The organism is Candidatus Chloroploca asiatica, from assembly GCF_002532075.1.
In the GTDB taxonomy this organism is placed as follows: Bacteria; Chloroflexota; Chloroflexia; order Chloroflexales; family Chloroflexaceae; genus Chloroploca; species Chloroploca asiatica.
Window position 1 is genome coordinate 1 of the sequence record NZ_LYXE01000085.1, and the last position, 19,459, is coordinate 19,459.

General features: G+C 57.8%; 15 protein-coding genes. 11 read left to right on the forward strand and 4 right to left on the reverse strand.

The annotated features are described in order from the left end of the window. Positions 1 to 209: 209 nt before the first annotated feature. The 8 genes from pdxS (at position 210) to A9Q02_RS09995 (ending at position 7,117) form a co-directional block, all read left to right on the forward strand. Positions 210 to 1,091 (forward strand): pyridoxal 5'-phosphate synthase lyase subunit PdxS, encoded by an 882-nt coding sequence (gene pdxS / locus A9Q02_RS09960; RefSeq protein WP_097652492.1) that lies wholly within the window; start codon positions 210 to 212, stop codon positions 1,089 to 1,091. A 28-nt stretch (positions 1,092 to 1,119) separates the two neighbouring features. Next, positions 1,120 to 1,692 (forward strand): pyridoxal 5'-phosphate synthase glutaminase subunit PdxT, encoded by a 573-nt coding sequence (gene pdxT, locus A9Q02_RS09965; RefSeq protein ID WP_097652494.1) that lies wholly within the window; start codon positions 1,120 to 1,122, stop codon positions 1,690 to 1,692. Positions 1,693 to 1,739: 47 nt separating this feature from the next. Next, positions 1,740 to 2,723 (forward strand): hypothetical protein, encoded by a 984-nt coding sequence (locus tag A9Q02_RS09970; RefSeq protein ID WP_097652495.1) that lies wholly within the window; start codon positions 1,740 to 1,742, stop codon positions 2,721 to 2,723. A gap of 8 nt (positions 2,724 to 2,731) precedes the next feature. Continuing rightward, the gene (locus A9Q02_RS09975; protein WP_097652496.1) at positions 2,732 to 4,459 is read left to right on the forward strand and encodes a R3H domain-containing nucleic acid-binding protein; all 1,728 of its coding nucleotides are present in this window, start codon (positions 2,732 to 2,734) and stop codon (positions 4,457 to 4,459) included. Between the two features lie 128 nt (positions 4,460 to 4,587). Further along, positions 4,588 to 5,283 (forward strand): dTMP kinase, encoded by a 696-nt coding sequence (gene tmk / locus A9Q02_RS09980; RefSeq protein ID WP_097652498.1) that lies wholly within the window; start codon positions 4,588 to 4,590, stop codon positions 5,281 to 5,283. Further along, positions 5,280 to 5,612 carry a cyclic-di-AMP receptor gene (locus A9Q02_RS09985; protein WP_097652499.1) on the forward strand — a complete coding sequence of 111 codons (333 nt, stop codon included), beginning with the start codon at positions 5,280 to 5,282 and terminating at the stop codon, positions 5,610 to 5,612. Before tmk ends, A9Q02_RS09985 begins: the two co-directional genes overlap by 4 nt. Next, entirely contained in the window at positions 5,613 to 6,140 is a 528-nt protein-coding gene (locus tag A9Q02_RS09990) for a zinc ribbon domain-containing protein (RefSeq protein ID WP_097652500.1), read from the forward strand. Then, on the forward strand, positions 6,137 to 7,117 hold the full coding sequence (locus A9Q02_RS09995; protein WP_097652501.1) for a P1 family peptidase: 981 nt from the start codon (positions 6,137 to 6,139) through the stop codon (positions 7,115 to 7,117). Before A9Q02_RS09990 ends, A9Q02_RS09995 begins: the two co-directional genes overlap by 4 nt. Here A9Q02_RS09995 and A9Q02_RS10000 read toward each other — a convergent pair. Further along, positions 7,110 to 10,301 (reverse strand): DEAD/DEAH box helicase, encoded by a 3,192-nt coding sequence (locus A9Q02_RS10000; RefSeq protein ID WP_097652503.1) that lies wholly within the window; start codon positions 10,299 to 10,301, stop codon positions 7,110 to 7,112. The genes A9Q02_RS09995 and A9Q02_RS10000 overlap by 8 nt on opposite strands. 241 nt (positions 10,302 to 10,542) lie before the next feature. Next, a complete protein-coding gene (locus tag A9Q02_RS10005; RefSeq protein WP_097652581.1) occupies positions 10,543 to 11,730 on the reverse strand; it encodes an acyl-CoA dehydrogenase family protein in 1,188 nt (395 codons plus the stop codon). A 328-nt stretch (positions 11,731 to 12,058) separates the two neighbouring features. On the opposite strand from A9Q02_RS10005, the gene A9Q02_RS10010 reads away from it, so the two are divergent. The 3 genes from A9Q02_RS10010 (at position 12,059) to A9Q02_RS10020 (ending at position 17,246) form a co-directional block, all read left to right on the forward strand. Then, positions 12,059 to 15,382: a CARDB domain-containing protein gene (locus tag A9Q02_RS10010; RefSeq protein ID WP_097652504.1), complete on the forward strand. Its 3,324-nt coding sequence runs from the start codon at positions 12,059 to 12,061 to the stop codon at positions 15,380 to 15,382. A gap of 24 nt (positions 15,383 to 15,406) precedes the next feature. Beyond that, a complete protein-coding gene (locus A9Q02_RS10015) occupies positions 15,407 to 16,174 on the forward strand; it encodes an ABC transporter ATP-binding protein (RefSeq protein ID WP_097652505.1) in 768 nt (255 codons plus the stop codon). Between the two features lie 193 nt (positions 16,175 to 16,367). Then, positions 16,368 to 17,246: a zinc metalloprotease HtpX gene (locus tag A9Q02_RS10020; RefSeq protein WP_097652507.1), complete on the forward strand. Its 879-nt coding sequence runs from the start codon at positions 16,368 to 16,370 to the stop codon at positions 17,244 to 17,246. Positions 17,247 to 17,328: 82 nt separating this feature from the next. Here A9Q02_RS10020 and A9Q02_RS10025 read toward each other — a convergent pair whose 3' ends face one another. Beyond that, positions 17,329 to 18,117 (reverse strand): DUF4058 family protein, encoded by a 789-nt coding sequence (locus A9Q02_RS10025; RefSeq protein WP_097652508.1) that lies wholly within the window; start codon positions 18,115 to 18,117, stop codon positions 17,329 to 17,331. A gap of 78 nt (positions 18,118 to 18,195) precedes the next feature. Next, on the reverse strand, positions 18,196 to 19,434 hold the full coding sequence (locus A9Q02_RS10030; RefSeq protein WP_097652509.1) for an MFS transporter: 1,239 nt from the start codon (positions 19,432 to 19,434) through the stop codon (positions 18,196 to 18,198). Between the last annotated feature and the right edge of the window lie 25 nt (positions 19,435 to 19,459).

The window sequence follows — 19,459 nt, forward strand, 5'->3', positions numbered from 1 at the left end:
TCCATCGTGTCCTCCTGAAGCGTTCGATCATTCCTTCAGAAGGATACACGATGGGCTACCACTTTGACGTAGCCCTACCTATTTTTTGCCTCCCATTGCCCCACATGTTGGCTTATGGTAAAATATTCTATGCAACAAAGCATAGGCGTGACGAGTCAGGGCAAGAGTGTGCTGATAGTCCGCCCGAAATAAAGACAGAGGTGAGCGGAATGGAAAAGTCTACCTGGACGACCAAGGTAGGCCTGGCCCAGATGCTGAAGGGCGGCGTGATTATGGATGTGGTCACGCCTGAACAGGCGCGCATTGCCGAAGAGGCTGGTGCAGTTGCGGTGATGGCGCTCGAGCGCGTCCCCGCTGATATTCGTGCCCAGGGTGGCGTTGCGCGGATGAGTGACCCCGAGTTGATCGTGGCGATCAAAGAAGCGGTGACTATTCCGGTGATGGCGAAGGCACGGATTGGGCATTTTGTTGAAGCACAGGTGCTCGAAGCGCTCGGGATTGATTATATTGATGAGAGCGAAGTGCTGACCCCCGCCGATGAAGAGCATCATATTAATAAACATAAGTTCAACATCCCCTTTGTCTGTGGCTGCCGCAATATTGGTGAGGGTTTGCGGCGTGTGGCCGAGGGTGCCGCGATGCTCCGTACCAAGGGTGAAGCCGGCACCGGCAATGTTGTCGAAGCCGTGCGCCACGCTCGGGCGGTCTATGGCGAGATCCGTCGCTTGCAGAGTATGGGCGAAGATGAGCTCTTTGTCTATGCCAAAGAGATCCAGGCCCCCTATGAGCTCGTGCGCCAGGTCGCTGAGTTGGGCAGGATGCCGGTGGTCAATTTTGCCGCCGGTGGCATTGCGACGCCTGCTGATGCAGCCTTGATGATGCAACTCGGGGTTGATGGCGTCTTTGTTGGATCGGGTATCTTCAAGAGTGGCAATCCGATGCAGCGGGCACGCGCAATTGTTGAGGCAACCACCCATTACAATGATCCCGAGATTATTGCGCATGTGAGCAAGGGCCTCGGTGAGGCGATGGTTGGGATCGAGATCAGCAAGATCCCTGCCGAGCAGTTGATGGCGCAGCGCGGGTGGTAGTCGCTTTGCACAGGGTAGTGGGTTGTGTATGGCAGTAGGGGTGCTCGCCCTTCAGGGCGATTTTCGTGAACACGCTGCGGTGCTGCATCAGCTTGGTGCAGCACCGGTTGAGGTTCGCTTGCCTCGCCAACTTGCCGGGGTTAGTCATTTGATTATCCCCGGTGGCGAGAGTACAACCATCGGTCGGTTGCTCGACCGCTATGGGATGCTCGAGCCGATTCGGGCACGCGCTGGGCGCGATCTGGCGATCTGGGGGACGTGCGCCGGGGCGATTCTGCTCGCTCGCCAGGTGCTCGATGTTAAAAAGGGGGGCCAGCCTACCCTTGCCGTGATGGATATTACGGTTCGTCGTAATGCCTACGGTAGTCAGCTTGATAGTTTTGAGACACTTTTGCCTATTCCTTTGCTCGGTGAGCCGCCGCTTCGCGGGGTCTTTATCCGTGCGCCTCAGATCGAGACGGTTGGCAAAGGGGTGGAGGTGCTCGCTCGTTTGGAAGAAGGTGCGATTGTCGCGGCTCGCCAGGGTCGCTTGCTGGTGACGACGTTTCATCCCGAATTGGCCGCTGATGATCGTGTGCATCGCTATTTTCTGGAGTTGTAGCCAGTGCGTGTTGCTCACCACTCTACGTGCTCACACTGTAGTATTCTATGATACGCTCAGTCGCGCCAGCCGATCTCTGGTCACTGAGGCGCAAGCCACGCCATCAGGTGTTGCTCTTTACTGAACACTTGCTTGCGCAGTCACATCGGCCTGCCTGGTTTGCCTTGCGGTGCATGCTTCAGGGGAATGGCCGTGATATGAGCACCGTTACCTACCAGGAGCGGGGTGGTAATGCGGTGTTGCAGGCGAGTGGGCGACGTGGCCGACCCGAGCAGGATATTGTCTATCTTGCGACGAATGGTCCCCGTATGGCCCGCTTGCCTAGTGATTACGAGCTCTGGTATCGTTTGCTCGAACGTATCTGTGTGCACGCAGGCTACCATCAGATCCAGCGCCTCTATGCGGCTCCGCCAGCTCACTTTGGTGAGTTGCGCGAAATCTTTCGCCAGATTGGCTTTCAGGCCTATGCGCATGCGACCATTCTGCAACTCTCGGGGCCTGATTGGAACCAGGGCACGAGCCTTGCCCCTATGCGCGTCCAGTCGCGCCGCGATCACTGGGCGATCCATAAGCTCTATGGCGCGACGACGCCCCCGGCGGTTCAACAGGCCGAGGTGCGCAATGCGCGGAATTGGGCGCTGGCGCAACGGTGGAGTAGCGTCCGTGTACGAGCCTGGGTGCTTGGGCCTGATGATGATTTGGCGGCGTATCTGCGCATGGTCAGTGGCCCCGCAGCCCATGTCTTCAGTCTCTTGATTCGCCCTGATGCCCGCAATCTGGCGGTTGATGTCTTGCGTTTTGGGCTCGCTCAGTTGATTGATAATCGCCCGGTCTATCTGCTGCTGCGTGAGTATCAGGGCGAATTGCTTGTTCCCGTCGAAGGGCTTGGCTTTGAAGTATTTGATGAGCAGACCTTGCTTGTGAAACATACCGTGATCCCTGTGCGGCGCCCGTTGCTGGTGCCGTCGTTAGAGCCTGGTCTTGAGGCACAGATGCCTGTGCCCCGCATTGCTGCACCCAGAGAGGACTGAAGATACTTATGTCACAGCACCACGAGGTGACGAACGATATTGACCTGTTGCTTGCGACGTTGCCCCCCCATATTACCGAGGCGTTGTTGCAAAGTGAAGAGGCTTCCGCTGATTTGCTCGAAATTGTGATGGATCTCGGGCGCTTGCCCGAGGCTCGGTATCGTCAGAAAGAACTGTTTCTGAATGACCGTGAGGTGACTCAGGAAGAGATTGATGCGGTTATTGCCCAGATTGGTACCTTTGGTGAAGATAATCGTGCCGGTATTCCGCGTACCCTCCATCGTATTTCGGCGATTCGTAATCGCCAAGAGCGCGTCATTGGTCTGACCTGCCGCGTTGGACGCGCGGTGTTTGGGACGGTGGCGATTATTCGTGATCTGGTTGAAAGTGGGAAGAGCATTCTGTTGCTCGGTAAGCCCGGTACCGGTAAGACGACGTTGCTCCGCGAGACGGCTCGGGTGCTCGCCGATGAGTTCCGGAAGCGGGTCGTGATTGTTGATACCTCGAATGAGATCGCTGGCGATGGCGATATTCCCCATCCGGGCATCGGGCGCGCTCGACGGATGCAGGTGCCTAGCCCGGCGCGTCAGCATGGGGTGATGATCGAGGCGGTCGAAAATCATATGCCCGAGGTGATCGTCATTGATGAGATTGGTACCGAGCTTGAGGCGATGGCTGCCCGTACCATCGCTGAGCGCGGTGTCCAACTTGTTGGCACTGCCCACGGCAATACGCTCGATAATCTGATGGTCAACCCGACGCTCTCGGATCTCGTTGGTGGTATTCAGGCCGTGACCCTCGGCGACGATGAGGCCCGGCGACGCGGTACCCAGAAGACAGTGCTCGAGCGCAAGGCCCCCCCGACCTTCGATGTGCTTGTGGAGATCCAGAGCTGGGATCAGGTGACGGTGTATGATGATGTGGCTGCGGCTGTCGATGCGATTCTGCGCGGCGAAGATCCGCCCGCCGAGGCTCGCTCACGTGATGCCGATGGCGAAGTCAAGTCCGTTGCCGTGCGCCGTGAGGTGATCGATGCGCCAGCGCTTGGCCGACGAACCGGGGGCATGCGTGAGCGTGGCGGAGAGCGTGGCAGTGAGCGTATGGGGGGCCGTGGGGGGCGAGGAGGCTTCGGTGAATTGATGGGTACCGCTGGCCCGCGCCTGCGTGAGCGTACCGGGGCCTCGCCGAGTATGCCTGGTGCAGTCAACAATCCGGGAACCTCTGCGGCGAGCCAGATCCCAACCCAGCGCATCTTTCCTTTTGGGGTCAGCCGGAATCGCCTCGAGAGCGCGATTGAACGCCTGCGGGTGCCGGCGGTGATTGTGCGTGATATGCACGATGCCACCCTGGTGATGACCCTCAAAAACTATTATCGCCAGAGTGCGCAACGCCTTCGGCAGGCTGAAGAACAGGGTGTGCCCGTCTATGTCTTGCGCAATAATACGATTACGCAGATGGAACGCCAGTTGGCGCTCGTCTTCAATCTCCGCGATGGCGACTACGATGACACCGTAGGTGCTGGACGACGCGGTGATGAAAACAGCATCGTTGAGGAAGCGTTACTTGAGGTTGAGCACGCGATTACCCAGGTGATGAATGGCGAAGAGATGATGGTGGAACTCGCACCGCGGAGTAGCTATATTCGCAAACTGCAACACCAGATGGCTGATCGGTACAATTTGCGCTCGGAGAGCCGCGGTGAGGAGGCGAATCGGCGGGTGAAGATCTTTCGCTGATCTTCCGCTCGCGCCTTCGCGTGAGCTTCTTTGAACGGTCTTGGTCTGAGCCGGATTTTGTTTCTTATTGCTCAGGCGTAGGGTATAATAGGGGCGTGGGCAAGCTTTGAGTGAGATGGTGCAGCAAGATGGGTGTCTTTATCACCTTTGAGGGGCCTGAAGGAAGTGGCAAGAGTACCCAGGCACGGTTGCTTTACGAGCGCCTCCAGGCGCAGGGCTATCCCGTGATCCTGACTCGTGAACCAGGTGGCACACGCATTGGTGAGATGATCCGTCGCATTTTGATTGATCTGCGCCATACCGAGATGGCCCCGACAACCGAGACGTTGCTCTTTTCGGCAGCACGGGCGCAACTGGTCAGTGAGCTTATTCGGCCCTATTTGAAGACCGGGGGCATTGTTCTGTGCGACCGTTATGCTGACTCGACGTTTGCCTATCAGGGGTACGGCCTTGGGCGTGATCTCGAAGAGTTGCATTTGATTACGGGGGTTGCGACTGGTGGTTTGCTGCCCGATCTGACGTTGTATCTTGACCTTGATGTTGAAGCGGGGTTGCAACGCAAACGCCTTGCCCGTGACCGTACGCTTGAAGTGGCGCATCCAGGCTCAACTTTTGCAACCCCTCCTGAGTGGAATCGTCTCGATGCACGCGATCTGGCGTATCATCAGCGTGTGGCCGCTGGCTTTGCCGAGTTGATGCGCCGTGAACCGGCTCGCTGGCGCTGCCTTGATGCCGAACAGTCGCTTGAGCAACTTGCTGAACAGATTGCGGCTGAAGTTGAGCCGCTTGTCCAGGGTGTTGCGCGTCTGGAGTCATACGGATGAAGTTGATCCTTGCTATCATTCAACATCAGGATGCTTCGAATCTTGTTGATGCGTTGAACGAAGAGGGCTATCGAGTGACCCGTCTCAGTAGCCAGGGTGGTTTTTTGCGCGAAGGCAATGTGACGTTGATGCTCAGTGTTGAGGATGCCCATCTTGATCACGTGATCGGGGTCGTGCGTGAGCATTGTTCCACTCGCACCCGCTATGTCTCGCCCATGCCTCCTATTGCCGAGTCGGGTGAGTTCTATCCCCCTGCGCCGCTTGAGGTTCAGGTTGGTGGGGCGACCATTTTTGTTCTCAACGCTGAAGTAGATAGGCTGCAAGCATAGATGGAAGTTATTCAGGATTTTTTTGCGAATCTTGTGCCCTTGTTGCAGGTTGGTGGGGTCGTGCTCGGCGCGTACCTCGCACTCTTGTGGGCCGCGTCGGTGCTCTGGGCGTATCGTGATATTCGCCGCCGTAGCGATGATGTCTCCGTCCAGGTGCTCGCGGTGGCTCTTGTCTTGCTCTTGCCTTTTGGTGGCCTTCTGCTCCACCTTGTGCTCCGCCCTCCTCAGACGATCGCCGAGAAGTATGAACGGGAACTTGAGCAAGAGTATCTGCGCCGCGATATTGAAGAGAAGTATGTCTGCCCCGAGTGCCAACGCCCCGTTGAACCCGATTTTATTCTGTGTCCCCATTGTCAGGCGCATCTCCGCCGTCGCTGCCCCGGCTGCGATCGGGTGGTTGACCTGACCTGGAGTGTCTGTCCCTATTGTACCTACGATGGTTCGACCGCTGCCTCGCGTGAGGCGGCCACCCTGGTTGGCCCTTCCTATCCTGTGCTTGCTCAGTCCGATGAGGTGCCGCGTCGATGATTACGGCTGTCACTGGGTTGACGGTTGGCCATGCCCACGATCTTGAGGCGTTGACCGGGGTGACGGTTATCCTGACCCCCGCCGGGGCGGTCGCGGGGGTTGATGTGCGCGGCGGTGCCCCCGGTACCCGCGAAACGGATCTGCTGGTGCCCGAGGCGATGGTTGATCAGGTGCATGCCATTGCTTTGTGCGGCGGGAGTGCCTTTGGTCTTGCGGCGGTGACCGGGGTGATGCAGTGGCTCGCTGAACATGGCTATGGTTTCGAGACGGGCGTTGCGCGTGTGCCGATTGTGCCGGCTGCGGTGCTCTTTGATCTGGCGCTCGGACGCGCTGATCGTTTCCCTGATGCTGCGATGGGCTATGCTGCCTGTGTCGCTGCGAGCACGCTCGTTGCCGAAGGTTGTGTCGGGGCGGGGGCCGGGGCTTCGGTGGGCAAGGCGCTTGGCATGCCTGCGGCGATGAAGAGTGGCCTCGGCACTGCGAGCGAAATCCTCCCCGATGGCACCGTCGTCGGCGCACTCGTAGCCGTCAATGCCTATGGCGATGTCTGGCGCGATCCAGTGGCAACCCGTACGCCTGGTGGCTCGGTTCAGCTCGCCGGTGTACGTGATCGTGCCAATGGTGGTCTGCTCAGCACCATGGATCTGCTGCGCGATCCGCGCTTTCAACCTGCGTTTGGCAGTAGTAATCGGGACGCGCTGGGCAATACGACGCTTGCCGTCGTTGCAACTGATGCTTGCCTCAGCAAAGCCGAAGCACGCAAACTGGCCCAGATGGCCCAGGATGGCCTGGCCCGCACGATTCGCCCAATCCATACGCCTTTTGATGGCGATACCGTCTTTGCGCTGGCGACGGCGCAACGCCCCGCCCCACCAATGGTGATGCTGGGCAGCCTTGCCGCCGATGTGCTCGCCTGTGCCGTCGAACGCGCGGTCTTGATGGCGCGTTCGGCCGGCGGCTTGCCGAGTGCTATGTAAACAAGATCTCCACATCGTCGCGGGTGAGCGATTTGAAGACGCCGCCTTCCGAAGAGATCAGCTGCGAGACGAGGGCGCGTTTCTGCTCTTGGAGCTTGAGGATCTTCTCTTCGACCGTGTCGCGGGTGATCAGTTTGTAGACAAAGACCGGGCGCGTCTGCCCGATGCGATGGGTGCGATCGGTCGCTTGCATCTCGACGGCCGGATTCCACCAGGGATCAACGTGGATCACATAATCGGCAGCGGTTAGGTTGAGCCCGACGCCCCCGGCCTTGAGGCTGATCAGGAAGAAGGGCAGATCATCGGATTGCTGAAAGCGGTCAACGACACTCTGGCGATCGCGGGTGGAGCCGTCAAGATAAGCGTACGGGATCTTGCGGTCATCGAGGCCCTGGCGGATCAGGGTGAGCATCTGCACAAACTGCGAAAAGACGAGCGCTTTGTGTCCCTCTGCCTTGAGCGTTTCGAGCGTTTGCAGTAGCACCTCAAACTTGGCCGACTGCCCGCGGAACTTCGCATCAACCAGGCGCGGATGGTTGCAAATCTGACGGAGCCGCAAGAGGCCCTCGAGGATCTTCATGCGGGCATCATTGAGCCCATCATTATCAATTAGGCCAAGCAACATCGCGCGATAGTGGTCGCGGGTCTTATTATAGAGCTTGCGTTGCGCCGTTTCCATCTCGACGATGACGAGTTCCTCGGTGCGCGGGGGCAGATCGAGCGCGACTTGCTCTTTGGTACGGCGGAGGATGAAGGGATAGACCATCTTGCGGAGGAAGGTCGCCGTCTCGCCATCCTGTTTGCGTTCGATCGGATTGGCAAACTCCTCGCGAAAGTAGTCAAGATTGCCGAGCAACCCTGGGTTGAGAAAAGCAAACTGCGACCAGAGTTCGAGGGTGCTATTCTCGACAGGCGTTCCCGTCAAGACAAGGCGATGTTCCGCCTTGAGCGTCCGTGCGGCGCGTGACGTCTCGGCGAGCGGATTCTTGATCGCCTGTGATTCGTCCAGGATCAGATAGTGAAACATGTATGAACGGAGCAATTCCGCATCACGGAGCATCACACCGTAGGTGGTCAACACGAGATCATACTCGCCAAACCGCTCAGGCTCGCTGATGCGGCCCTGGTCGGCGTGGACATAGACGCGAAGACCGGGGGCAAACAGGCTAGCCTCGCGTTGCCAGTTGAAGAGCAGCGAACGTGGCATCACGATCAGCGTCGCCGCAGGGCGCGGCTCTTGCTCATAGAGTGACTGGAGGAACGCGAGCGTGATAATCGTCTTGCCCATCCCCATATCATCGGCGAGACAGCCGCCAAAGCCATAGTCGCGCAGGAAGTGGAGCCAATCATAGCCGGCTTTTTGATAGGGGCGCAGTTCGCCCACAAAGCCACTGGGCAAGGCGCGTGGCTCGAGGCGCTCGAAACTCCGCAGGCGCTCGCGGCGTTCGGCAAACGCGGCATCAGTCTGGGCACGGTCGGCCTCACTGAGCACCTGATCGAGCAACCCGAGGTGATGTGATGAGAGCCGCATCCCGTCGTCGCGCTCTTCGGCGAACGCAAAGAGGTGCCGATAACGCTCGATCCACTCCTCGGGAATCGCCCCGAGCGAACCGTCGGCGAGCTTGACATAACGATCACGACGTTTCATCGCCCGTTTGAACTCTTTGAGCGAGAGCTCCTGATCGCCAAAAGTAATCACGGCCTCGACATCGAACCAATCGATGCCCGAGCTAACATTGAAGCTAATCGAAGGGCGATGGCGATTGACGCGGGCCGAGGTGAGAGCATCTTCACCAAAGACGGTAAAACCGGCGGCGGCGAGTTTGGGCACGTCACGCAGCAAAAAATCAACCGGGGCGACCGACTTGCGCAGCGCAAACTCGTGTGCACTCGTCCCGCGTTTGAGCCCAAAGCTAGCCCCGAGTTGTTGCTGGGCCATATGTTCAGCAATCGCATTGCGGCGAATGCGGGCGAAGGTTGTCGTCTGCTCAACGCGTGTCACCGTCTCGATCGGCGTCTGCTTCTCGAAGGGAACCTCGCACGTGCCATAGCCAAAGCGCAGCTCGGCGACCAATTCACCCTCACGTTCCGCGAGATAGATCCGCGGCTCAGGTTCAGCCTCGATCTCTTCCCACTGCACCACATCGCCACGCACGGGCACCGTCCGACTGAGCGGGACAAGGTAATGGTCGAGGAACTCGGCCTCATCTTTGGCTGGAATGCGCAGGCGGGGATGCTCGGTCATTAAATCGGGGGTAGGGCCAAATTCATTGATCCGGAAGATATACTCATCAGCGAGCATCCACTGCGGATCACGGGTCAAAATATGGGCATGGCCCGGACGCAAAACGATGCTCTTCTCATCAAGCGAGGCGCGAAACGTTGCCTCGATGGCGTCGCTCTGCCTGGATACCTCAAGCTCAACGGTAGCCGGATGCTCTTGAACATAGAGGCGTCCGAGGCTCAGCGGGGCCAAATCAGTACCGGCATAGATCAGGCCCCCCCCGAGCATCGCTAAGAGGGTTCCGAGCGTTTTGGTGCCCGTGTACCAGTAGCCGTAACTATTGCTCGCCGTAATCGCGGTATTCGCGGCGGCAATGATCGGAACTGGCACCAGAGGGTAGCTATCGGGATTGATCTGACTACGGATCATCTTGACCTGCTCGGCCAGTTTGTCTTGCTCGATCGCCTGGGCAACACGATCAGGGTTGCCTTCGTGATCAGGGGGAAGGAAGCGCCCATTGAGGCTATATGGCAGCAGGGCCCAGCTCTGGCCGCGTTCTTGCAGACTAAAGAGGATCACATTGTTCAAGGCAGCGGTAGTTGTCCGACGGGGGGGCGCGTGAATAGCGCGGTCAAGCACGGCGCGCCAGACGGAAGGAGGATTAGCCTGCAGATAGTCGCGCAGGGTCAGCACGCCGGCTACGCGATGCTTGCAAAGCCCCCAGCCATACTGGGTACGTGCGCTTGTATTGACATAAATCTGGTTGCCTGCAAGAGTTACCGTCACATAGACCAACTCTTTGCCCGGCTCTTCCACCTCTAACTTCGCGGCAAGGTGGGTACTCTCAATAACCCGCGCAGCCCCACGCTCATATAATTCACGCCCTGCCTTGACCGTCGTGGGGTGAGTATTCTTGAGCAAATAGTCAATCGGTAACGTCTCAGCCGTCAAGAGCAACATAGACTACCTTGATCAATGCATATCAGTGGCACATCCCTTCCACTATACTCGTAGCCGTGCAAGTCGTCAAATATATGGTCAAGCCCCACCCCACCCAACAGGGGCGGGGGCCGAATCCGGTATACGGGCACCCCTTGCGGGTGCCCTTGCGGGGTGCATGCACGGAAGAAGATGCAATTGCCCCACCTACGACCTGGCGCGGTGGGACGGCGAAGCCGTCCCACCGCGCCAGAGGCGCTGCTTATACAAAGGCTTGCAGGCCGGTGATCTCGCGGCCAACGACAAGCGTGTTGATTTCGTTGGTGCCCTCGTAGGTGTAGACGGCTTCCATGTCGGCGAAGTGGCGGGCGAGGTGGTGTTCAAGCAAGATGCCGTTGCCACCAAGCAATTCGCGTCCCAGGGCGACGACGTTGCGGGCGCGGGCGGCGCACTGCTGTTTGGCAAGCGAGGCCATGCCTTCGGTGACCTGGTTGAGGTCTTCATCAAGTAGGCGGCTGAGCCGCCAGGCCATCAACTGGGCCGCAGTCAGATCGCCGAGCATTACCACCAGTTTTTGCTGGACGAGTTGGAATGAGGCAATCGGGCGGCCAAATTGCTCACGTTGCAACGCATAGGCTCGGGCCAGTTCAAAGGCGGCCAAGGCGTGCCCGACGGCTTCCCAGGCGACTCCGTAGCGTGTTGCCTTGAGGATCTGCGCCGTGTCGCGGAACGAACGCGCCCCCGGCAGACGATTCGCTGCGGGGATTTCGACGTTCGTCATGGTGATCGCAGCATTTTTCAGGGGGCGCTTGGCAATTTTGCCGCCGATTACTTCGGTCTCAAAGCCGGGCGTTCCATGCTCCACCAGAAAACCACCTACTTTGCCGGTCTCCTCATCGTTGGCCCAGACGACAACGACATCGGCAAACGAGGCGTTGCCGATCCAGCGTTTGGCCCCGTTCAAGACATAGCGATCCCCGACGCGGCGCGCTGTACTCCGAATGTGGCTCGCATCTGAACCAACCTCGGGCTCGGTCAACGCAAAGGCCCCGATCAGTTCGAGGCGCGCCATTGACGGCAACCAGCGCTGCTTCTGTTCTTCGGAACCACAGAAGGCCAGCGCTTGCATCGCCAGACCGCTCGTGACGCCGAGAAAGGTCTCGACGCTGCCATCACCCCGCGAAAGCTCCATCGCGCCGATGCCAACGGCCACATGGCTCAGCCCGGGGCAGCCGTAGCCCTTGATGGTGCCCCCGGCGAGGCCCAGCGCGGCTAGGCCTGGAACCAGTTCAAACGGAAACTCGGCCCGCTCCCAATAATCAGCAATGATCGGAATGACCGACTCATCGCAGAAGGCACGGACGCGCTCACGTACCGCACGCTCATCAGGCGTCAACAGCCCGTCAAGATGAAAAAAATCCAACTCGCGCTCGAATGTCGCCATTGCCATTGAGGGTTTCTCCATGTAAGACAAGATCGTTCCAAAGATCGCCGTGCGCGAAGCCGCTGTGGAAATGCTTTCGCGATCAAGGAGCAGGCTCCCACAGTCGTTATGACGCACTGCGTAATAAAGCATACCACAAACCATGGCCTTTGCGCAAGCAAGAGCTTGTTTTATCGAGGAGCGTGTGGTAGCATAGAACTGTCCCCCTTCACTGAATAGCTTCCTTTTTCCAACCTAGGGAGCCACTGCTACGGCGATCTGTCAGTTCCCTTATGCAGGATGTGGGTACCATTCAATGTGACTGCGTACGTTCTGCGAAAGTGAGCCTCGCCTCATGCGCTGGAATCTCCTCCTGGTTTTTTCCTTCGTGAGTCTGTTGCTGCTTGCTCCTTATGCTCAACCCAACCTCGTAGCCCCGCCTCGTGTTGGGGCGCAGGAACCCGTGATCCCGCAGCACGCCCCTGGTCGGCCCTCGAAAATCACCGATCTCGAACAGGTGCTGGCCGAAAACCCTGACCTTGACCCGCTTGCCGGCACCACTACGCTGCTTGATGCCGCCGATCTGGTGCTCTTTTGGAATGGCCCGACGCCAACCGATTCAAGTGGCGGCGACCAAGTGGTCTACCATCGTTTCTACGATGCTTCTGGCCCATTGCTGCCTGTCACCAGTCCTCTGACTGCGACAGTCAGTGCCGGGTGGGCGATCACCCCCACGGCAGATCTCAGCGGCACCGCCAACCCAGCTTTTGTTCAGGGTAGTCCGATGGATGTGGTTACCTTGAACCTGAATGGTGATCTGCGGAGCGATCTTGTTGGGGCTGGAATCGACAAGGAGCGCCGGGTGCTCTTGTTTGCCCCGCAACTCGAAGGTGGCGAGCAGGTTTTCACCTGGGCGCAGGCGTACACGGCGACGTCAAGGATGCCCCTTGATTTCCAGAGCAACTATACACGCCAGATACGGCTAGCGGCTGGTGATGTTGATGGAGATCGTTACGATGAGGTTGTGCTCGCCTATCAGGGGGTGGATGGGCAATTGCATCTCGAGGTCTTTGATGGCGATGGGGGCCATCAAATCCGTCGGGTCAGTACCACATCGCTGGTTGCGCCCACGCTTGATCGCTGGGGCATTCGCAACTTTGACGTTGCAGTTGGCGACTTCAATGGCAATGGGAAGAGCGAAGTGGCCGTGATTGCCGCCGACGAGAATGTTGAGGCCAGCGGCTATTGGGGCATTTATCTTCAGATCTTCGAGCTTGTCGACGGTCTTCTCCAACCACGCTTGAAGACCTATCTGGTTGGGCCAGAAGAAGTTGCCACGCTCGTCTCAAATGCTTCTCCCGGCGATCTATCAGTCGCTGCCGCCAATTTCGATGACGATGTGGCGTTGGAACTTGTGTTTGGCTATGGCATTCGTCAGCCGAGTAGGAGCAAGTACGAGAGCTTTGCTGGCCTTATGGATGTGCGGGCCGATCTACTGGCCGTCACCGAGCTCGACCGTCAACAGATTGATCAGAGTAGTGCCGATTTCCGCACGATCGCGGTTGGCGATATGAATCTCGATGGTAAAGATGAACTCGTTTTTGCGACCGAAAGCCTCATGGTCTATCATGTTGACGATCAGGGCAAGCTTGCGCCGCGGGGCAACCTGGGTGATCTTGAAACCCGGGGATCGAGTCAACGGCCGGTCGTCATGGCCGATCTCAATCGTGATCTGCGGGCTGAAATCATCTTTGTAAACTACCTCTACAATGGCGACCGACGACAACAACAGACCCAGATGCGAGTCTATGGAGCAGATCTCGATGAGGGTGGCAACATCCGCAGGCTTGTGCAGCGGACGGAAGTCACGCATGATCTGATCGAGAGCCCATGCTGTACCACCAACTATGCACTGGCCGCTGGTGATTTTGATGGGGACAGCGTTCGCCTTGGGCCGCCGGTCTATCGCCGTGAAAGCAATGTTGGCCAGGTGCTCGCGATCATCAATGCGCCGCCAAGTCACTTCGACATCCTGCCTGATGGTACCGAGATCAGCGTCAATGTCTGCGAAAATCCGAATATCCCCGCCGAGTGTACGACCAGTGTGTATTATGAAACCAGTACCACGACGAGTGAGATCGCGGTTGATATTCAGCGCAGTTGGACTCTGGGCAAGAACAGCTCGGAAGATGTGCAAGGTCCCTCGGTGATTGACGAGGTGATCAACGAAATCAAGCGCATCAACGCCGCGCTTGTGCCACCGAGTGATCCGTCAATAGAAGATCTGATCAATTACATTGAGCAAAATGTGATCAATTTGAACGGCCCCGAAATAGTTACCCGCTTGATCGATCTGCTCAACAGCGGCAACAATGTGCTTGGGTCGCATGTCGCTACAAGCATTGAGCGCAGCTATGGGACGAACTTTGAGAAAGCGACGACAAGCATCGAGAGTGTCCGTCTGCAACAGTCGATCCTGGCCGGGCGCGACGATGTGATCATCCGTACCGAGAGCGACTATGACACCTGGGAATACCCGATTTATACCGACGAAAGCGGCACCGTCGCCGGGCATCTGCTGGTTGTCTGGCCGGTGTGTGATAACAACCGGTGTAGCGTGAGTGCCGAGACGATTGTCCCGGGCAAACAGCTTGCTTCGGGCTATATCCCGAGCCACGAGCCACTGAATCTGCTCTCGTACCCGCGTGAGGCGCCCCCGACGTTTCGTCTCTACAACCAGATTGCGCAGTTCCGCCGCGTCAATGTTGGTGAGCAGGTGACCGAATTCGAGTTGACCTTGAGCAAGATCCGTGAAGATCGTGGCAGCAATAGCCGGTCGCAGAGCATTGTCAACGGGCGCGAGGTTCAGACAGGGGGAGCCGAAGGCTCGATTGAAATCAATGCTGGTCTCGATTTCGAGGTCTTTCAGATTGGTGCTGCCACCTCGTCAGACTACAAACGCCCCTATTTTGTGGAGCGCTACAGTGACGAATATGGTTCAGAGCGGATCTCGAACCATGAATTCCGGCTGCAGCAAGATACCGTTGTGCGGATCAGAATTGGGGCTTTGACCGGTGCAGCCCGTCAGTTTCCCTATCGGGTTGAACCGTTTGTCTACTGGTCGCCCGGGTTCAATGCCTTTGTGATTGACTATGCTGCCGAACCAATCATCGAACCAGGCAATGGCTGGGATGTCTACTACAATCGTCCCGATCTTGCCTTCAATTTGCCCTGGCGGTATGGCGAACAGGGCCAGAGTCTGCGCCAGCGTACGCGCCAGATCCGACTGAACCCACCGCTTCCTGAGCCTGGCGATCCGGTTGAATTGGTGGCGACGATCCACAATTATGGCCTTCAGCACCAGGCTGAACCCTTCCATGTAGCCTTTTATCTTGCCCCTCCTGGCACTACGATCCCGCAGTTGATCCCTGATCCTGATCGGCTGATCGGACGTGACCGTATTGATCGGCTTGACGCACGCAGTTCGACGACAGCGACCGTCAACTGGACAACGCCGCCAGGCGAAGGCGAGTATACTGTCTATGCATTGATCGAGACCGGTGCGGCGTCTCTTGCCGAGGTGCATACGGCAAATAATGCCGCCTATGCGCCACTCTTGCTCGGCAATCAGAGCAATGCCTTGCGTGCGTTGCTCTATGTGCCGATTGTTTTTCGCTGATCTGACTTGTATGCACGATGTGGTATGACAACGCTGACCCTTGCTTCCATTACCAAAACCTATCCTGGTAAACATACACCTGTCCATGCGCTTGAAGATGTCCATGTAGCAGTTCAGGCGGGTGAATTTGTCAGTCTTGTTGGGCCGAGTGGCTGTGGCAAAAGCACGCTCTTTAATCTGGTGGCCGGGCTCGAGCGCCCCGACGCCGGGCATATTTTGCTTGAGGGCAAAGAGATTACCGGGCAGCGGGGTTTGGTCGCGTATATGCCGCAACGCGACGCCCTGTTGCCTTGGCGCAGTGTGATCGAGAATGCCGTGCTCGCGACGGTTGTCCATGGGGGCGATGTCGCCGCAGCGCGCCGCGAAGCCGAAGCGTTGCTCGCCCCCTTTGGCCTGGCTGGTTTTGCCGACACGCGCCCTGCGGCCCTCTCGGGCGGGATGCGCCAACGCGTAGCCCTGCTACGCACCGTGCTCTGGCATCGCCCGGTGATGTTGCTCGACGAGCCCTTTGGGGCGCTTGACGCCCTTACCCGGGCCACGCTGCAACAGTGGCTCCTGCAGCTCTGGACAACGCTTGACCGCACGATCCTCATGGTGACGCATGATATTGACGAGGCGCTTCTGCTCTCGGATCGGATCTATGCCTTTTCGCCCCGTCCCGGGCGCGTATTGCTTGACCTGACGGTCGATCTGCCCCGTCCACGCGACTTTGCCGTGACCAACCACCCGCGTTTTCTCGCCCTGCGCGAACAGCTTCGCCGGGTCTTGATTGATGGTCAACCCCTACCCTAATGTAATTTTCCCCTCCTCAAGGGGTATTCACTCTCTGTGCAGATGCTTTGCAAAACGGTATGATTGCTGTAAATCTGCGGCCTGTGGCCCGCAAGAATCTTGCTTGCGTTGGCGCAAACGGCCAGCAAAGCTGGCCTTTGTGCCAACGCAAGCAAAAGTTTTTCATCCATCAAAAAGGAGCCAAACAAAACATATGCAAATGTGGAATACGTTCAAAACTGGGATATTGCTGGCCGGTTTGACCGGTCTCTTTGTTGTGATTGGTGGGCTGCTCGGCGGGCAGTTTGGCATGATCATCGCGCTGGTCTTTGCGGTGGCTATGAATATGGGGGCCTGGTGGTTCTCGGATAAGCTGGCGCTCAAGATGAGCGGGGCCCGCGAAGTGACCCCCGAAGAGGCCCCGGAGTTGCACGAGATGGTTGCGAACCTCTCGCTCCGTGCCGAGATCCCCAAGCCGCGGGTCTATGTGATCGAGACCGATACGCCGAATGCGTTTGCGACCGGGCGTGACCCGGCGCACGGTGCGGTGGCGGTGACGACGGGCATCGAGCGCTTGTTGACCCGTGATGAGCTTGCTGGCGTGATTGCCCACGAGCTTGCGCACATCAAGCACCGCGATACGCTCATTTCGAGCATCGCGGCCTCGATTGCCGGTGCGGTGACGATGATCGCCGATATGGCGATGTGGAGCATGATCTTCTCAAGCTTTAGTAGCGATGATGGTGAGGAGAGCGGTGGGTTGGCCGAGATGTTCAGTGGCGTGTTGATGATGGTGCTTGCGCCAATTGCCGCTATGATCATCCAGATGGCGATTTCACGTTCGCGTGAATACCTGGCCGACGAGGGTGGGGCCAATATTCTTGGCGATGCCCTGCCGCTGGCGAGTGCGCTCGAAAAACTCGAGTGGGCGGCTGGTCGCGTCCCAATGCAAGCGAGCCCGGCGACCTCGCACCTCTACATCATCAACCCGCTTGTCGGTGGCTTCGGCAACCTGTTCCGCACCCACCCGCAGACCGAAGAGCGCATTGCGCGCCTGCGGGCAATGGCCTCGCGGAACCCGATGATGGCGTAGGCCTGCGTTTCGCCCCGGCTTTTATCTGATGGGCGGGTATGGGTGGCAAAGCCACCCATACCCGCCCATCCACATGTTCGCTTTAGCGGCGATCGAGCAACGCTCGAACCCACGCTTTATCTTCATCTGATAGGGCTGGTGCAGGCGGCGGTTCCTGGTAATTAATCGACAAATCATAGGCCGCCTCGTCATATATCTCGCGAAACGCGCTTCCTAAATGGAGGACTACGTCATCATCAGGCTGGCGCAATGGAACGGGTATATTTGGCCAAGCATCTTTTAAGTGCAAGGGCCATACATTGGTCTTCCCCGTATGTGCGCGCGTAAGCGTGATTAGATATGGCACATCAGGTAAGGTTGGGTGGGAAATAGGTCGTGTCCCCCGCCTGAGAAGATCGAGCTCCAACAAATGAACCCCGGCTTGATACAATCTTTGTCGCTTTAAACGATACTGCTGCAAGCCAGGTTCACGTTTATTGACCGGCGACAACAACTCAATCGAAGTAATAAGTTGATTTTGTGCTGTATCACGGATTTCAACAGACGTAAGCTGAATATCAATCGGCAATATCACAGGTATTGTAAGTGCTGCAGGCGTCACGGCTCCAAATCCTGTTTCTTGTCGAAGCGTTCCTGGCGGATGCTCTCTTGCATGTTGCTGAGCCCGCATAATTTCCACATCAGGATAGAGGATTCCAATATCTCCTTCAGGCGATACATCTTCCACAACATAGATATTCAGGCGCGCAGTATAACGAGGACGAATAAGTGGGGTTAAGAGTTGACGAATCTTTGCGGAAAGAGCATTATGCACATCAGGCCAAAGGTATCCTTCAAGATATGGATCCATGCCAGGAAACGGAGAAGGCATATGTCTGTTCCTCCACCCAAGGCTATTGGCTACTGTTCATACAACGAATTGTAGCATACAAAGGTTCTCGCGCAACCCTCACCCATGACGTGGTTGAAAGCGTAGTAAGAGCAACGCGCCCAGGAGTGGGAGGGCGATCATTGCGGTAAGACCGGGGATGTAACTACCTGCGCTCTGTTGCCAGGCTGCCAGGGGCAACGGGGCCAGTGCGGCGGCACTGATGGTCACCATGGCCGCATTGCCCTGGAGTCGGCCTAGACCCTGACGCCCGTAATAGGTGGCCCAGGCAACCCCTTGAACCACACTCTGTAGGCCGGAACTCGCCCCAAGCAAAATGACATAGCTGGTTGCGCTTGCCGGATCTTGCACCAAACGTAGCATAGCAATGGCGCTTGTCATCAAGAGCAGATTGCCAAGCAAGACTCGTTTCGGTTTGAAGCGTTCGACCAGAAATCCGCCAAGCAGTGTTGCTCCGGCGGCAGCAGCCGAGAACGGGACAAAGACCCCCGCAGCAATGGCTGGGCTAAGCCCACGTTCGGCGAAGATCGAGACTTGATGAAAGACCAGGGCCGTCACGACAAATGGCCCGACCGCCAGCGGTAGTGCGAGCAACCAGAAGGATGGCGAACGCAAGGTTGGTGCCGCTGCGCTTGCGCCCGAGTCGCTGGCGGTCTCGTGGGCCGGAGGACTTGCTGCCCCATCGGGAAAGAGCCCTAGTGTCTCTGGGCGATCGCGAGCAATGAGCATGGCTGGCAATAAGACAGCGGCGAGGAGCGCAGCGAGGGCCACATAGGAACCACGCCAGCCCAGGTTGCTAACGAGGAGTTGAGTGAAAGGGGGAAAGAAGGCATTGGAAAGCGCAAAGCCCATGGTTACCAGGGCCATTGCGCGTCCACGGTACCGGACAAACCACTGGGCTGTTAGCAGGGTCGCAATGACGGGAAGCGAACCTTGCCCCAGGGCACGCAGCCCGGCGAAGCCAAGAAATAGCCCCACTACGCCACGTGCCTGCGCCAGGCCAAGGCTTGCGAGGGCAAAGAGTACGGCCACTACCCCAAGCATACGACGGGCACCATAGCGATCAACGAGGCGCCCGATGACCAGAGTCATCAAGGCACTGACCACAGTTCCCGCCGCGTAGAGCGAGGAGAGCAGTGTCCGTGAGTAACCGGTTTCATCGAGAATTGGGTCAATAATGACGGAGAACGTGTAGGATTGACCAGGTCCCGAGCTGAACGTGATCAATGCTGCGGCACCGACGATGAACCAGCCATAAAAAAACGGAAGACGAGCGTGGAAGGGTTTTTGAGGCATCATACTGTGTATTGTGCCTCAAGTTTGG

Coding starts and splice junctions, on each gene's coding strand:
- pdxS (WP_097652492.1), top strand. CDS start 210: ATGGAAAAGTCTACCTGGACGACCAAGGTAGGCCTGGCCCAGATGCTG.
- pdxT (WP_097652494.1), top strand. CDS start 1,120: ATGGCAGTAGGGGTGCTCGCCCTTCAGGGCGATTTTCGTGAACACGCT.
- A9Q02_RS09970 (WP_097652495.1), top strand. CDS start 1,740: ATGATACGCTCAGTCGCGCCAGCCGATCTCTGGTCACTGAGGCGCAAG.
- A9Q02_RS09975 (WP_097652496.1), top strand. CDS start 2,732: ATGTCACAGCACCACGAGGTGACGAACGATATTGACCTGTTGCTTGCG.
- tmk (WP_097652498.1), top strand. CDS start 4,588: ATGGGTGTCTTTATCACCTTTGAGGGGCCTGAAGGAAGTGGCAAGAGT.
- A9Q02_RS09985 (WP_097652499.1), top strand. CDS start 5,280: ATGAAGTTGATCCTTGCTATCATTCAACATCAGGATGCTTCGAATCTT.
- A9Q02_RS09990 (WP_097652500.1), top strand. CDS start 5,613: ATGGAAGTTATTCAGGATTTTTTTGCGAATCTTGTGCCCTTGTTGCAG.
- A9Q02_RS09995 (WP_097652501.1), top strand. CDS start 6,137: ATGATTACGGCTGTCACTGGGTTGACGGTTGGCCATGCCCACGATCTT.
- A9Q02_RS10000 (WP_097652503.1), bottom strand. CDS start 10,301: ATGTTGCTCTTGACGGCTGAGACGTTACCGATTGACTATTTGCTCAAG.
- A9Q02_RS10005 (WP_097652581.1), bottom strand. CDS start 11,730: ATGGCAATGGCGACATTCGAGCGCGAGTTGGATTTTTTTCATCTTGAC.
- A9Q02_RS10010 (WP_097652504.1), top strand. CDS start 12,059: ATGCGCTGGAATCTCCTCCTGGTTTTTTCCTTCGTGAGTCTGTTGCTG.
- A9Q02_RS10015 (WP_097652505.1), top strand. CDS start 15,407: ATGACAACGCTGACCCTTGCTTCCATTACCAAAACCTATCCTGGTAAA.
- A9Q02_RS10020 (WP_097652507.1), top strand. CDS start 16,368: ATGCAAATGTGGAATACGTTCAAAACTGGGATATTGCTGGCCGGTTTG.
- A9Q02_RS10025 (WP_097652508.1), bottom strand. CDS start 18,117: ATGCCTTCTCCGTTTCCTGGCATGGATCCATATCTTGAAGGATACCTT.
- A9Q02_RS10030 (WP_097652509.1), bottom strand. CDS start 19,434: ATGATGCCTCAAAAACCCTTCCACGCTCGTCTTCCGTTTTTTTATGGC.